Source organism: Mucilaginibacter sp. BGA-UO-ETr-C110, assembly GCF_059567985.1.
On record NZ_JCAQPB010000002.1, the window covers coordinates 2830817 to 2845509 of the forward strand.

A 14693-nucleotide genomic window follows, 5' to 3' on the forward strand; every position below is an offset into this window, starting at 1 on the left:
GCGCGCTGGACAAGTGTAATGGCAGGGAGAGGTTTATACGCGCGATGATCATCCTGTTCCATAAACCCCTTCCTCCCCTTCCCGAGGGAAGGAATCACACTGGGCTTTGGCTTTTTTGGTCGGGTGGGCGAACCATGGTGGGCAGGCCTTTGCGCGAGGGTCTTCGACAAGCTCAGACTGACAGGCCATTTTTGAAGGTTATATAAAAATAAAGACCATCATTTTTTAGTTCCCTCTCCACGGGAGGGGCGCGCTGGACAAGTGTAATGGCAGGGAGGGGTTTATGCGCGCGATAATCATCCTGTTCCATAAACCCCTTCCTCCCCTTCCCGAGGGAAGGAATCGCACTGGGCTTTGGCTTTTTATTTACGACTTCTATAATACCCCCATCCATGGTCTATGAACTATCGACCATAAACCTATCTGTAACATTTTCGATGCTTTTTTGCCGGCGACAATAAGCCTACGCACCTCACCGTTCCTGCTTAAAACCCCTTTCGCTATACAACATGAATAAACAATTCAGCCAGGTTAAAATACGTTATAATACCGATAGCAATGGCCAGGATCAGTGCTGGCGACTCATCCTCGATGGCGATGAAGTATTGGTTGAATCGGTACAGGTTAACGCCCCGGTTTTTACCTCCCGGGATTGGATCGAATCCGTCGGCAAATTCAAACACCACATCTCGGTAAGCGATTGCCATGTCAGCATCGACGAAGAAGGTACTGCCCTGATAACGGCTAAAACCCCTTAAGGCTTTTTACTTAACCAGATCCTGTTCAATAATAATGCCTCGTGTTCTTTTGAATCTGCCTTTAAAGTGATCTTATAAAAGCCTTCTTTAGGGAAATTGAAAGTACCAGCCCGTTCGTTCACAAATTCATCGGTATAACTGTCATGTGGTTCTACAACCACTTTCCCTGTTGGTTTTAATGATTGCGACAGATTTTGATCACCGGCCGTAATTTTTATCGGCATGGCGGTTTTTGAATTGTTGTGGTAGGATATATCTGCATTATATGATCCTGCCGCAGGTACATACACCTTCCAGCTAAGCGAACCGTCTTTATCTATGATCAAATGAGACGGACGCAAACCATCAAATGATATCTTTTTGTATACTGATGTTTTTTCCGAAGCATTATTACCGGTTAGAGCTAATCCACCAAATGTCGATTCGGCTACTGCCTTTTCATCAAGTTCTACAGGTTGCGCATACTGTAGGGCGATCACGGATACAAAATGATCTCCGGCAACATCCGGCAATTGGATATGGGTATATGGGCCCGTTTTTGTAAAGTTTAAGGCAACCTTACCCGCATCAGTTATTAGCTCCGCTTTTTCGGGTTTCGACAGGATGCCGGTTAAACGTAGTATCCTATCCAATGGCCAGTTATACACCTGGAGGTAAACGATCTGCTTTTCACCTTGTTTCTTTGTTGTTATTCTTCCCCAATCATGCTGATCTGGTCGTAATTGAAGCCCTGTACAGCCATAAACAGATTCGCCGTTTTTGGATAGCCAGACACCCATGTCATTCAATCGTGTCTGATCTTCGTACGGAATAGCACCATCTGCCCGGGGACCGATGTTTAAGGTAAACCCGCCGTTGAGACTAACGTTGCCTATTAAAGATTGCAGTAACTGGCTGGTTGATTTATATTCATTCTCCAGCGCATTGTACCCCCATGAATTGGCAATTGTTCCGGATGTTTCCCAGGGATGATTGGTATAAGCGGCGCCCAACTGGTTATCGCCCATGGTTTCGAAATCAATACCTGGAGTATTCGCCGGCAAGCCCAGTCTTGAATTGATGAGGCAATTTGGCTGTAGCTCGTGTATCAGTTTGATAACCTGGTCAAGCTGTTCTTTTTTTACAATGGTTGTTTTATAATCTACCCACATATCAAACCAGATCATGGCAACGTCGCCATAATTAGTCAGCAGTTCGCGCAGTTGTGGCAAAACCTTGCCCTGCCAGTATTTATTGTATTGCTCATCGGTAATACGACCGGTTATTTCCTGGTTATGATCCCAGCCATCCGGATGTTCCCAATCTAACCAATGCGAATAATAAAAACCCAGCTTCATACCATGTTTTTTACAGGCAGCAGCCAGCTCTTTAAGCACATCCCTGTTGGTACCGCTGAGCTTACTTAAATTGTTATCACTTACTTTGGAGTTCCAGATAGCTATGCCATCATGATGTTTGGCGGTAATGAGGATGTATTTCATTCCTGCTTTTTTAGCCTGCAGTACCCATTGTTCGGGGTTTATTTTATCCCAATCAAAGCGTTTGGCCAACTGCACATATTCTGCTTCGGGTATACGGTTCCGGTAGCGGATCCATTCGGCATAGTTGTTTCCGTTTCTAAGTCGCTCACCCTCCCAGATCCCTTCGGCCGCGCTGTACAATCCCCAGTGAATGAACATACCGAAACGGGCATCGGTAAACCATTTAACTTTTTCACTATTAGTTGATGCCGGTTGAGCGTTAACAGCACCTATGAAAGAAAAGAATAACAATAAAGCAAGCAGTGTACGTTTCATCATTTTGTTGATGTGTAGGGATTTGACAATTAAGAACATTTATAATGGTTTATAAAAGTACTAATCGTTTATAGCTTAAAATTTCGCGAAGTTATCATATGACTAAGCGAAATTGGCACAAAATGGCACGTCATTTCGAGGAACGAAGCAACCTGAATGCTTATAGGGCTGCTTTACATGACGTATACCCGCTCTTGGCCGCGGGAGGGCCAGATACTTTTGTAGCCACAAAAGTATCCAAAAAGGCTTTCAGCAGAGAGGCTTCTTTGCGCACAAGGCTTTTGCCCCGCAAAGCTGACAGAACCACGGCTGCTAAACCTCACCTCCACTTCGTTCGCTCATTCCTCTACTTCGGCAAGGTTTGCTAATGCCTTTGCTACCGCACAGGCCATCATCGTTCTGCCTGCTTTCGTCCGAAGCTTATCTGCTGACGGGGAAGAAAAAAGCAGACTATCATCGGTTATCTGATTCCGGTGACCTTTGAAATTTTTAACTACTTACAACTCCCTGATCACCCGGCAGGGGTTACCTGCTGCTATAACGTTAGCGGGGATGTTTTTTGTAACCACACTGCCCGCGCCAATGGTGGTATTATCGCCAATGGTTACACCCGGGCACACAATTACCCCGCCGCCCAGCCACACATTATTCCCGATGGTGATAGGCGACGCGTACTCGGGGCCTTTGATGCGTTCGGCTGCAATAACGGGATGATAGGCGGTATAAAGCTGCACATTGGGCGCCATGGCCACGTTATGACCGATGGTTACACGGGCGCAATCCAATATGATACAATTAAAGTTCATGAACAGGTTTTCACCGGCGAAAATATTGGAACCATAGTCGCAATAGAATGGCGATTGAATATCGATCTGGTTTTCAAAACCACCCAGCAATTCTTTTAAAATGGCTGTTTTACCGGGCTTATCGTCATAACTTAAAGCGTTATACTGCATAAATAATTTCCGCGCCCTTGACCGGCCGGCTACCAATTCGGCATCACTGGCATCGTAAAGTTCCCCGGCAAGCATCTTTTGTAATTCGGTTTTCTCCATAAGTTGTATTGGTTATTACGCACCAAGTTCTGCTTTGTCATCATAACCCAGCTGCAGGTCATCTGCTATGAGGCTGGCAGTGGGCCTGCTCCGGAGTAAAATAAGCATTAACATTACAGATATCAACAGGTAAAACAAATTACCACTCAACATAAAGGCTACGATATTAAAAAGAGAAGCCCCTTCTAACAAAGCCGCTCTGGTGATAAAAGCAGCCTGGTAACCGGCAATTTTGCTTCGCAGATCAGTCTTTTCAGTAAGACGTCCCGTCAGTTGCTTAAATAAAAAGAAACCCGCAACAATGCTGCCGAAAGCCAGTATCGGGGCGACAAAGAAAAAGACGTCCTTGGTATCCCTGGCATTAAAATATACTGCTTTGATACCCGTTGCATAGGCAACACCTGCAAATAATACCTGCCCGGCCAGTAATGCGCCGTGTATAATTTTCATGGTTTTAACAGCAGCAGCCGGATTTTGCGGTACTAAAGGTGGGTTCATTTTGCGATTGATTTAGTAATGCATTATACAGATATTTTACGAGAATGCGGCCGTTTATTTTCAGGCATCAGTTTAAATATAGGCTTGTACATCGGGGCTTATTTTATCCAGGTAAATATCAGGCTGGATGATCACAAAATGAATGAGGCCATACTCATCCTTTACCGCATTGCGGATGCGCGAGATAGCTTCATTGATCTGCCCGGTATCCAGATTGGGTTTAAAAGCTATAATGAGCATGAGCAATATCTCGCTTGGCGATTGATAGGTTGACAGGATATGCATCAACTTTAACACATCGGCGTCATGCTCTACAATTTCGGCGATCCTGGTTTTGGTTTGCTGGCTTATCCCCTCGCCCATCAGTAAACTCCGGCTCTCCCTTGCCAATATAACAGATACCCCAACCAATAATAAACCCACCAGCAGGGAGGCCACACCATCCAGGTAATCCAGGTGATAGCGATGCCCGATGAACAAACAGATCATTACAATAAATAACCCGATAACCGCGGCGCCGTCTTCAAAAAGCACCAGGAAGGTTGATGGGTCTTTACTATTGGTGATGGCCTGCCACCAGGTTTGATCGCCCCGCAATTTGTTAAATTCCTTTGCCGATATGACAAACGAAGTGCCTTCAAATAAAATAGACGAACAGAGCACCACATAACTCCAGGTTGGATCACCCGGCACATCGGGCTTGATGATGTGGTTAACACCCTGGTAAATAGAAACACCACCACCCAAACCAAAAATAAGTATGGATACAATGAACGAATAAAAATACAATTCCTTACCATAGCCAAAGGGATGCCTTGCATCGGGCTTCTTTTTACTTTGGTGCAAGCCCAGCAAAAGCAGCAACTGATTTGCTGTATCAACAAGCGAATGCACACCTTCGGCAATCATAGCGGCGCTGTTACTTACCACACCTGCCACAAACTTGGTGACCGCTATCAACAAATTGGCCGCAAGCGCGCTGTAAATAGATTTTTTTGACGATGCCATACCATTAGCTTAATGCTTATACAAGGTATTTGTTTGGATTAAAAGAAACAGGTATTTTTTCAGAGAATCTGCTCCTGCAGATCAGTATTAAAAACACTCATTATCAACAGGATAAATTCAAAGTTTTCGATTTATTAAAACTATTCCCAGTCGCCCATGTTATCATATTAGTTAATTTTTTAAATTAAAAAAGAAACATTATGAAAAATTCAAGAATAACGGCTACGGCTATTGCACTCACATTTGTGGCTTCTGTAGTATTTGCCGGTAACCATAAAGCTGGCGACCAGCAAAAAGCGAATGGACTGAATATAAAGAGAACCGTTATGGTTACAGATACAGTTCCGGATAAAAAGAAGAAGAAAAAAGAGCCAAAAGCTCCAACTCCGGCGCCAAATCCTACACCGGCACCAACACCTACGGATCCAACTAATCCAAGTCCCACTCCTATGCCAACACCTGCGCCTACACCAAACCCTAATCCAACACCTACACCTACACCAAATCCTAGCCCAACACCTGCGCCGGTGCCAAGTCCAACACCTACGCCAAGTCCTTCACCAACCCCAAGTCCAAGCCCTTCACCAACGCCAACGCGCCCTGGTCAATAGTTTGGTTTAGGTTAATATTAATATAAAGCAAAAAGCCCACTGTGAAAATTCACAGCGGGCTTTTTAAATATGTTGGGACGCAATCAAGTAATTGTTGACGATCCCGGAATATGTGTTTCTGATTTAACTTAAATATGAGATAAAAAAACTCCTCTTAGTTACTTACAAAGGTATAAGGTAAATTGGTGAATGTACCTGATAATATTTGTTGTACGTTGATAGATATGATATTGCCACTATCGTCGTAATTAACTTGTTTGGCTGTAAATGAATAAGTACCTGTTATCACCTTTTTAACCGAATCAATAGCAGTTGTAATAACAGATCCCGATCCGGGTTCTACAACACCTATTTGGGTAAAATCTCCCCCGATGGCTGCCTGGGTGTAATAAGCCAGCTTAACATTGTTAGTTGCGTCAACTTTATAGGTAGCAAACGGAAAACCAGCGGTATTTGTGCCGTTGGGTACGGCTACGCTGATAGTTACTTTTTGCTGTAAAGCTATGCCAGTAACAGAAAAAGTCTTGGTTTTAGCAGCAGCATTATAGGTGATGGCAGCGCTTACCGTATCCGGATTCCAGGCGACACCGTTAATATTAGCAGATAGTATTTTGTCGGAAGTTGTAGAAGCAGAAGTAGTTACGTCCTTTTTACAGCTTTGAATACATATAGCTGATAAAAGTAACAGCATCAATAGTTGAATTTTCTTCATATATAAATTTTATGCAAATAACGCTTTTTACGAAGTAATAATTACAACCGAAGTTGCTTTTTTCACATATTTTAACATTCTACGTAAGTGCACCATGTAATTGAAGTTTGCAAATTATAAAACAATTGATTTTAATTAAGCATATTAGGCCCTAAATTTTTTAAGCATGATCAACGTAAACGAATATTTTGAAGGCGCCGTTAAGTCGCTGGCTTATACCACCGCACAGGGCCGCAGTACTATTGGTGTTATTGAAAAAGGCGAGTATGAATTTGGAACATCGAGCCATGAAACCATGACCGTTATTGAAGGCCGGCTGGAAGCTTTATTACCCGGCGAAACTAACTGGCAATCCTTTACAGCCGGACAAACATTTGAAGTAGATGCAAACGTGGTATTCAAAGTTAAAACCGAAGTACAGAGCTCATACCTGTGCACCTACCGGTAAATTATAATATTTAAAACATGCGCGAGCATCTGGTAAAATAAAAAGGAGGTTATTTGTAATTATATGGTTGGCGTTTTATCTAATTATAAAAACATACCAACCATTTAAATGGTTAACCTAACATCAATACCAATAATTAAAAACAAATGGATACTTCACTTATTACTACCAGTACCTCTTTAGAGGGTTATCGCGTCACCAAACATTTAGGTGTTGTTCGTGGTATTACCGTACGCAGCCGTAGCGCTCTTGGTAATATTGCCGGTGGCTTTCAATCACTTTTTGGCGGCAGACTCTCTATTTATGTGGAGCTGTGTGAAAATGCCCGCGAAGAAGCTTTCCAGCTTTTAATACAGCATGCACAAGCTTTGGGCGCCAATGGTATTATCAACATGCGTTATGATGCCAACGAAGTGATGCAGGGCATTACCGAAGTGCTGGCCTATGGAACTGCCGTTGTGGTTGAAAAAGTGTAAAACTGATATATGTTCTGTAAAAAAGAAGGAGCGGTACTGAGTATCGCTCCTTCTTTTTTAAACATCAAATTATGAGATCTGCGGTCATATCATAAAAAACGGCCATGTAACCGGTTTTTATAAAGACAATATCAAAACGCCTGTATTTAATTAAAATACGAAAGCGGGATGGTTTTCCACATACCATTGGCCAGGTGGCCGATCAGTAACTCATAAACCAGGTAAAGTGGCCAAAACAAATAGTGTATTAACAGCAATATCAGCGAATGATTATAATACCAGCTGATCATCAGCGTGTACAGGCCTAATACAAGGTATAGTATACTGGTTTCTCTTTTCTTCATTATTTATTTTAAGCTAATGTACTGATTCGGCTTAATTAGTGCAATTTTTCATGTTGTAAATTACGCTGTAATCTGCACCTGCGCTGGTTTGTTGCCTGCCCGTTTTAGCATCATAACTATACGGTTTTTGAGCAAGGGCATTCCCCCTTAATTGAAACTCTACGCTCATGGTATCTTTTGAGCCTTCCTGTGCAAATGTCCATACGGCTTTGATGGCATTACCACTAAGCGTTCCTGTGATGGTTCCTTTACGTGCGTCTTTCTCTTTAGGGAGCCAGCTCATTTTTCCGGTTACTTTATCGCCGTTGATCAGCATATTGACCATAGTGGTATCCCCGGCCTGTTTGCCATCGGTATGGTAAAAGCAATATTGCATATTTACCATGGGCGCGTCAGCCTGGTTGGCCAGTACTGTATCCTTTTTGCCGCCCGTACTTAGGGTATCAGTGGTATTACTATGGTTGCCTGAGCATGAGGCAGCCATCATACCTGCAACAAGCAGGCATAGTTTTATTTTTATGGCCATTTATAAATATCGTTATAAGTTATGACAAATTAAATGTTAAAAGGTTCAATGCCCCATTACGATATTTATAATCTGATTTACAATTATTTAATAAACCATAGTAATAAATAGTCTGGAAATTATACAACAGCGGAGCATGTAGACATAAATGCCGTAAAATTGTCGCAAATAAATTGATGGATAGCAGTAGCTTTAGCGCAAATGCCGTATAAATGCCGTAAGTCTGTCGCAAAGAAATGTAAATGGATAAAATACCTTTGCCCTACATCAAAAATAAAACAAATGAAAGAGACCGACCTATCCAAAAAAATTAAAGAATTACGCATTCGTTTAGGATTAAGCCAGGATGAATTAGCCACTACATCGCAACTAAACTTAAGAACAGTACAAAGGGTTGAAAATGGTGAAACTGAACCAAGGGGCGATACCCTAAAACGGTTAGCCAATGCGTTAAATGTGACGCCGAACGACCTGATAGAATGGACCGAGCAAGAAGACAGAGGCTTTTTGACGTTTTTAAACCTGTCGGCATTAGCCTTCCTGGCATTTCCGTTGTTGGGCATCATTATACCGCTTGCTTTGTATATGCTTAAAAAAGATAAAATAAAGCATATTGATTACACCGGAAAGAAAATACTTAATTTCCAGATATCCTGGTGTTTATTGATATTTCTGGGTTATATCATATTCATCGGCACAGCTATCATTCATTTCAATATCCATATTCCAGAAGTGTCTTTTGGAGGTCTTGGATCACTGGAACTTATTATGATATTTATTCCGCTACTTTTGTATTCGGTTAATATTCTTTTGATAGTGATCAATGCTTTCCGAAGCTATAAAGGCAGGGCAAGTGATTTACAAACCAGCTATACGGTTTTTAAGGTAAGGCGTTTATTGTGAGGGGATGTATACTGTATTGAAAACAGATACATTACAATGGTTATGCAGTGTAAACAATAGGTGTTACACTACATAAATTGTAAATTGAATTTATACTTTCTTTTCGGGCGGGGTCGATACGATCTCGCCAAATTCATTAACATAAGCCATCATGCTTTCCAGATCGCTGCCGCCGCTATTTTGCTGACGTTCCTGTTTACGCAGTTCTTTTTCTTCTTTCTTTTTTTGCCTGTTTTTTTCGAGCTGTTTTTTCATGAAGGTTGCTTGCGATTTAGCCATATTTATTAAAAATTTAGTTAAACAATGTGCTACTCCCGGTTAAAACCTATAAAACCCTATTACCTGAACAAAAAGTTCTACACTGAACATGCATGAAGAGGAGGATCATCAATTTAATTTCCGGGCAGCAACGGTATCAGCGGGGATAAAAATGAACCCTGGTCAACAAGGATTGATTTGCGGTGGCTATATGGGAAATAGCAATAATTTTCCGTTTGTGGTACAAATATACGATATTTTAAGAAAAATCACGAATATGCCAGCCCTAATAGTTTGATCTTTGGAGCTCAGCCTTCGTAATCATACCCGACATAATACACAAGGTGGGCGATAGCACCTCCAAACTCAAAATCACATCTTTTTTTTATATTGCTGCCTCAAATCCCAATTACCTATTATGAAACGCAGAAACTTTGTGCAAAACTCTGTATTGGCAGGTGCATCATTATTAACAACCGGGCTTTTAAAAGCAGATCCGGCGACAGCCGCAACCACAGCTCCCGATACAGGCAAACCCTTTCATTTAAACTATGGCATACATGATGGCATGTTTAAAAACCATGCCGGTGACGATTTTATTGATCAGATTAAGTTTGCTTATGACCAGGGCTTTCGCAGTATTGAAGATAATGGTATGGCCCGCCGACCAGTTGATCAGCAGAAAAAAATTGGTGATACGCTAGCCAAATTGGGTATGGCCATGGGCGTTTTTGTGCAACCTGGTTTAGGTAATGATACCAATCTGTTAGCATCGGGCAAAGCTGAGCATCTCGACAAGTTCATCGCCAGCTGTAAAGAAGCGGTTGAGGTGGCCAAACGGATCAATGGCAAGCTGGTTACCGTAGTTCCCGGCGATTTTGTGCGTAACCTGCCTATTGGTATACAAACGGGCAATGTAATTGAAGCCATCAAAAAGGGAACCGCTATTATCGAGCCTCATGGCCTGGTTATGGTGCTGGAACCACTCAGCGATAATCCCGACCTGTTTTTACGCACACCAGATCAGGCCTATGCTATCTGTAAAGCGGTGGGTAGCCCTTCCTGCAAAATTTTGTATGATATGTACCACGTACAGCGCAACCAGGGCAATATCATTCCTACCCTTAATTGGGTTTACGACGAAATAGGTTATTACCAGATTGGCGATAATCCAGGCCGTAAAGAGCCAGGCACAGGCGAGGTTAACTACAAAAACATATTCAAACACATTTATGATAAAGGATACAAAGGTGTGTTAGGTATGGAACATGGTACGGCGGGCGCCGGTAAAGAGGGCGAATTGGCCCTGATCAAAGCATACCGCGAGGCTGATAGTTTTATGTAAGCAACCGTTATCATAAATAATGAAATCAAAAACACCTCTGCGCCTATTTCTTACTGCAACCTGCCTACTGCTAACCGCCAACTGCACACTGGCACAGGACAGCCTGTTTGCCCGTAAAATGGTGGATACTTTAACTTCGCCTTACTTTTGGGGGCGTGGTTATACCAAAGACGGCGTACACAGGGCTGCCGGCTTTTTAGCCACGCAGTTTAAGGCTTATGGCGTAAAACCTATGGATGGTAAAAATTATATGCAGGAGTTTAGTTACCCGGTTAATACTTTTCCGGGTAAAATGAAGCTAGTGATCAATGATGTGGAGCTTAAACCCGGCGTTGATTATATTGTAAGTCCGGACAGTAAAGGTGTAACAGGAACAGGCAAGCTGGAACAAATTGATAGTACACACTTTGTCGACAAGCAAAACCGTGTGGTTTTATCGCTCGAAGATAAGCTTACCTGGTCTGTTGAGGGAAAAACGCTTGATTATACGCTGATACAAATGGATAAAAAATCGGTAAAACAAACACCCGCTACTATCCAGATCGATGTAGAAAATCAATTGATCCCTGATTTTAAAACAGCAAACATCTGTGGTATGGTGAAGGGGACTTCCAAGCCCGACTCGATATTGGTGGTTACCGCGCATTATGATCATTTGGGTGGTATGGGTAGCAACACCTACTTCCCGGGTGCTAATGACAATGCCAGCGGGGTTACACAGTTATTAAGTTTAGCTAAATACTACGGAGCCCATCCGCAGCGCTACAGCATGGCCTTTATTTGCTTTTCGGGTGAGGAAGCCGGGCTGCTGGGTTCTAAGTATTTTACCGATAATCCTTTGATCCCCTTAAAAAACATCCGCTTCCTGATCAATTTAGATCTTGACGGGACCGGAATTGATGGCATTACCGTAGTGAATGCCACCATTTACCCTAAAGAATTTGCCGCCTTAAAACAAATTAACAGCCAGGGCAATTACCTGGTAAAGGTAAACCCGCGCGGAAAAGCCGCCAACAGCGACCATTATTATTTTACAGAAAAAGGGGTTCCTGCATTTTTTATATACACATTGGGCGGTATCAAAGCCTATCATGATGTTTTTGATATCAGCAAAACTTTACCTCTTACAGAATACGCCGATCTGTTTAAGCTCATCCTGAAATTTAACAGCAGCCTGATGACCAAACAACGCACCATATTAACAGCAAATTAACCTATGCTCCAGCTTAATTTTGATCCGTTTCCTGTTCTCACTACCGAACGTTTGATATTACGACAGTTTACTTTTGCCGATGCTCCAAAGCTTTTTGAGATACGAAAAGACCCGGTTATTATGCAATATATATCCCGGCCACTGGCAAAAACGCTTGATGATGTTATTGATCTGATAAAAGTTATTAACGATTTGTTAAGCAGCAATAATGGCATTACCTGGTGCATTACGCTTAAAAACGAGCATGAGTTTATCGGCAGCATAGGGTTTTGGCGTATAGAAAAAGAAAATTACCGGGCCGAGATAGGATATCTGCTAAACCCGGCCTATCAGGGTATGGGTATTATGCAGGAAGCCATAGAAACCATTATTAATTATGGTTTTGGGCCGATGAACCTGCACTCGATACAAGCTATCGTGAGCCCGCACAATGCCGCCTCTATAAAACTACTCCAAAAAAACAAGTTTACACAGGAAGCCTATTTTAAGGAGAATTATTTTTATAATGGGGCATTTAAAGACACCGCTGTTTACACGTTATTAACAAAAACTTAAATGTGTTAACAAAATATTTACTTCAGGTATTTTGAATTAAAAATTTTTAATGCATGTTTACAGCATAAAAACCAATTATAACTAAGGCCGAAACAATTCGGCGAAAATGGGGTTAACAATTATTAAAAACAAAAGAACTTATCATGGCAACAGAAAAAGGAAGCGGCATTACCGCGTATTCAGTAAAAACCAAAACTAAAAATGTACCTATGATCGATCCTGTTATCGACATAAAATCAGGAAGGTACATTGCAACGGGAAAAGATAGCGCAGGTAACAAAATGGCCGCTATTATGGGAAAAGCAACTGCCGAAGAGCATATCAAAAACGGTAACGCCAAAAAAGGCACTGGCTGGTAAATAGCACAATAAAACCCCAGGTATCAATTGATACCTGGGGTTTTATTTTATATCATCTCTCCCCTCTTCTCTTAGTTTTCATTTTAGCCGGTCTTCTACCGGTATTATCACATATTCTTCAAGCTGAAATTTATTTGCCAGGCGCTGGTTAACCGTGTGGTTTTTACGCATTTCGGGTACTTTTACGCAAAAAAAATGGGTGAAAACACCTATTTTCCTTCAGTTTCATTTGTTTTATTTTTGTAACACCTGTTAATTAAAAACGAATGAGCCGATGTCTGTACGTATTCTTTGTATAAAAACCGATGCCAAGCTGCACAAAAACCCTTATGTAGCTATAGATTCATTAGAATGGGTAAATGAACGCATTAATGTAAAGGGGGTTACCGAGAGAGCAAAACTTTATGATTGGATAAAGGACGCCGACGGGGAAGCTTATGTTATTGACGAGTATGGCAATAAAACTACGCTGATCCCTGCACTTTGCCCGGATGGTAATAAATATGTAAAAACCGTGTCTGACGAGTCGAAGCCAGATTATTTATTGACATTACCTCAAACCGCATAAGTTTTATATTAAATACCTACACGTTCCACGTGTTAAACGGATTTACCGATAAAGCCGAATTGTAGTATTTTTTGTCGCCGGTAACCTCAATGGTGATCCATGGGGGTAACTTAAACGTTTCGGCCTCGTTTTCCAGTTCAATTTCTGCTACCAGCAAGCCTTGGTTATCGCCTAAAAACACATCTACCTCCCAAACTTTGCCCTCATAGTTAATACAATAACGGATCTTTTCGAGCTCCGATACAGCAAAATTGTTTAGTAGCTCTATGCCTTCGTTAACGGGGATGGCATATTCGTATTCCAACCGACTGATGCCTTTTGTTTTTCCTTTAATGGTTATATAACCATGTTCGTCCGTAACACGCACCCGAATTGTTTTGATATCGTCGCTCAAAATATATCCCTGACGGTAGTGTTTACCTTCGGGTTTATTCAAAAGCCGCCACTGTTCGTGATCAACCAGGAACTTGCGTTCAATTTCAATAGCCATAGTTGTATATACCTGTGTGGCAAAGATAGGAATGAAAGCAACAAAATTTTGGTCTTGTTACACCCGTTTCTTAACCGCTATCACTATCCCGGTAGCCCAACATTGTTTGGTGAGCACCAGGTCAGTCCGCTGTTCCAGTACCTCAATAAGGTTGATTGCTTTTTCATGATGACCATCGGGCCAGTTGGGCTGCGGTAGCATATCATCAATAATATATAAACCGCCTGGGTTAAGCATGGCTATAGCTTCATCAAGCAACAGGTACTTACCATGCCAGGTATCGGCAAAAACATAGTCGAACTTTAAATGCTTGTTTTGTTCAAACCAGTCGGCACCATCTATGCAAACCAGCTCCAGTCGGTCATCATTACCCAAAAACTGGTCGGCAATGGTCAAAAAGCGGGCATCATTATCAATAGAAATAAGAGAAGAAGAGGCATCCATTCCATCCAATATCCAGGAGGTTGACAGACCGGTACCTGTACCCAGCTCCAGGAATTTGCCGCCTGGCTTTGAAGCAGCAAGCGTTTTTAATAAAGAACAGGTTAAGGCATCAGAAGCCATAGTAAAACCCGACTCGATAGTGGCTTTATCAATATCGGTATACGATTTGGGATAGGGTTGTTTTATTTCCTGGTTCATGGGATATTGTTTTAGATCATGATTGTTTTATTTACAAGTATAGTTAACAAAATATCATTTTAAAACAACATAGACAATAATTTATACTAAAAACCAATTCGGTATTTAGATTAATCAATTATAAAAGC

20 protein-coding genes are annotated in these 14693 nt (G+C 41.8%); 10 read left to right on the forward strand and 10 right to left on the reverse strand.

What is annotated here, in order from left to right:
• Nucleotides 1-509 precede the first annotated feature (509 nt).
• Entirely contained in the window at nt 510-758 is a 249-nt protein-coding gene (locus AC57BQ_RS12385) for a hypothetical protein (RefSeq protein ID WP_496406577.1), read from the forward strand.
• Here the strand turns inward: AC57BQ_RS12385 and AC57BQ_RS12390 are convergent.
• From AC57BQ_RS12390 to AC57BQ_RS12405, 4 genes are all read right to left on the reverse strand, one after another.
• Entirely contained in the window at nt 755-2557 is a 1803-nt protein-coding gene (locus tag AC57BQ_RS12390) for an alpha-L-fucosidase (RefSeq protein ID WP_496406578.1), read from the reverse strand. The two genes, AC57BQ_RS12385 and AC57BQ_RS12390, sit on opposite strands and share 4 nt — an antisense overlap.
• Before the next feature lie 494 nt (nt 2558-3051).
• A complete protein-coding gene (locus AC57BQ_RS12395; RefSeq protein WP_496406579.1) occupies nt 3052-3609 on the reverse strand; it encodes a sugar O-acetyltransferase in 558 nt (185 codons plus the stop codon).
• 15 nt (nt 3610-3624) lie between these two features.
• Nucleotides 3625-4107 (reverse strand): hypothetical protein, encoded by a 483-nt coding sequence (locus AC57BQ_RS12400; protein WP_496406580.1) that lies wholly within the window; start codon nt 4105-4107, stop codon nt 3625-3627.
• Between the two features lie 72 nt (nt 4108-4179).
• Complete coding sequence (locus tag AC57BQ_RS12405; RefSeq protein ID WP_496406581.1) at nt 4180-5115, reverse strand: cation diffusion facilitator family transporter; 936 nt, start codon at nt 5113-5115, stop codon at nt 4180-4182.
• A gap of 200 nt (nt 5116-5315) precedes the next feature.
• On the opposite strand from AC57BQ_RS12405, the gene AC57BQ_RS12410 reads away from it, so the two are divergent.
• Nucleotides 5316-5726 (forward strand): hypothetical protein, encoded by a 411-nt coding sequence (locus AC57BQ_RS12410; RefSeq protein WP_496406582.1) that lies wholly within the window; start codon nt 5316-5318, stop codon nt 5724-5726.
• 154 nt (nt 5727-5880) lie between these two features.
• Here AC57BQ_RS12410 and AC57BQ_RS12415 read toward each other — a convergent pair whose 3' ends face one another.
• Nucleotides 5881-6438: a DUF6252 domain-containing protein gene (locus tag AC57BQ_RS12415; protein WP_496406583.1), complete on the reverse strand. Its 558-nt coding sequence runs from the start codon at nt 6436-6438 to the stop codon at nt 5881-5883.
• Nucleotides 6439-6604: 166 nt separating this feature from the next.
• Here AC57BQ_RS12415 and ppnP point away from each other — a divergent pair, with 166 nt between their 5' ends.
• Both ppnP and AC57BQ_RS12425 read left to right on the forward strand, forming a co-directional pair.
• Entirely contained in the window at nt 6605-6886 is a 282-nt protein-coding gene (ppnP, locus tag AC57BQ_RS12420; RefSeq protein WP_496406584.1) for a pyrimidine/purine nucleoside phosphorylase, read from the forward strand.
• Nucleotides 6887-7032: 146 nt separating this feature from the next.
• Nucleotides 7033-7362 carry a YbjQ family protein gene (locus AC57BQ_RS12425; RefSeq protein ID WP_496406585.1) on the forward strand — a complete coding sequence of 110 codons (330 nt, stop codon included), beginning with the start codon at nt 7033-7035 and terminating at the stop codon, nt 7360-7362.
• 146 nt (nt 7363-7508) lie between these two features.
• Here AC57BQ_RS12425 and AC57BQ_RS12430 read toward each other — a convergent pair whose 3' ends face one another.
• Together AC57BQ_RS12430 and AC57BQ_RS12435 are read right to left on the reverse strand one after the other, a co-directional pair.
• The gene (locus tag AC57BQ_RS12430; protein WP_090468778.1) at nt 7509-7706 is read right to left on the reverse strand and encodes a hypothetical protein; all 198 of its coding nucleotides are present in this window, start codon (nt 7704-7706) and stop codon (nt 7509-7511) included.
• Nucleotides 7707-7737: 31 nt separating this feature from the next.
• The gene (locus AC57BQ_RS12435; protein ID WP_496406586.1) at nt 7738-8232 is read right to left on the reverse strand and encodes a hypothetical protein; all 495 of its coding nucleotides are present in this window, start codon (nt 8230-8232) and stop codon (nt 7738-7740) included.
• Between the two features lie 282 nt (nt 8233-8514).
• Between AC57BQ_RS12435 and AC57BQ_RS12440 the strand changes: the two genes are divergently transcribed.
• Nucleotides 8515-9135, forward strand: coding sequence for a magnetosome magnetite crystal formation protein family (locus tag AC57BQ_RS12440; RefSeq protein WP_496406587.1), 621 nt, complete (start codon nt 8515-8517; stop codon nt 9133-9135).
• A gap of 90 nt (nt 9136-9225) precedes the next feature.
• On the opposite strand, the gene AC57BQ_RS12445 is transcribed toward AC57BQ_RS12440, so the two are convergent.
• Nucleotides 9226-9390, reverse strand: coding sequence for a hypothetical protein (locus tag AC57BQ_RS12445; protein WP_440740528.1), 165 nt, complete (start codon nt 9388-9390; stop codon nt 9226-9228).
• A 421-nt stretch (nt 9391-9811) separates the two neighbouring features.
• On the opposite strand from AC57BQ_RS12445, the gene AC57BQ_RS12450 reads away from it, so the two are divergent.
• The 5 genes from AC57BQ_RS12450 (at nt 9812) to AC57BQ_RS12470 (ending at nt 13433) form a co-directional block, all read left to right on the forward strand.
• Complete coding sequence (locus tag AC57BQ_RS12450) at nt 9812-10738, forward strand: hydroxypyruvate isomerase family protein (RefSeq protein WP_496406588.1); 927 nt, start codon at nt 9812-9814, stop codon at nt 10736-10738.
• 19 nt (nt 10739-10757) lie between these two features.
• On the forward strand, nt 10758-11951 hold the full coding sequence (locus AC57BQ_RS12455) for a M28 family metallopeptidase (protein ID WP_496406589.1): 1194 nt from the start codon (nt 10758-10760) through the stop codon (nt 11949-11951).
• Between the two features lie 3 nt (nt 11952-11954).
• A complete protein-coding gene (locus AC57BQ_RS12460) occupies nt 11955-12506 on the forward strand; it encodes a GNAT family N-acetyltransferase (RefSeq protein WP_496406590.1) in 552 nt (183 codons plus the stop codon).
• A gap of 143 nt (nt 12507-12649) precedes the next feature.
• Nucleotides 12650-12865, forward strand: a complete 216-nt coding sequence (locus AC57BQ_RS12465) for a hypothetical protein (protein ID WP_076371974.1) — start codon at nt 12650-12652, stop codon at nt 12863-12865.
• Between the two features lie 274 nt (nt 12866-13139).
• Entirely contained in the window at nt 13140-13433 is a 294-nt protein-coding gene (locus tag AC57BQ_RS12470) for a DUF3892 domain-containing protein (protein WP_090468788.1), read from the forward strand.
• A gap of 16 nt (nt 13434-13449) precedes the next feature.
• Here AC57BQ_RS12470 and AC57BQ_RS12475 read toward each other — a convergent pair whose 3' ends face one another.
• Nucleotides 13450-13923, reverse strand: a complete 474-nt coding sequence (locus tag AC57BQ_RS12475) for a CYTH domain-containing protein (protein ID WP_496406591.1) — start codon at nt 13921-13923, stop codon at nt 13450-13452.
• A 57-nt stretch (nt 13924-13980) separates the two neighbouring features.
• Nucleotides 13981-14565, reverse strand: coding sequence for an O-methyltransferase (locus AC57BQ_RS12480; RefSeq protein WP_496406592.1), 585 nt, complete (start codon nt 14563-14565; stop codon nt 13981-13983).
• Nucleotides 14566-14693 lie beyond the last annotated feature (128 nt).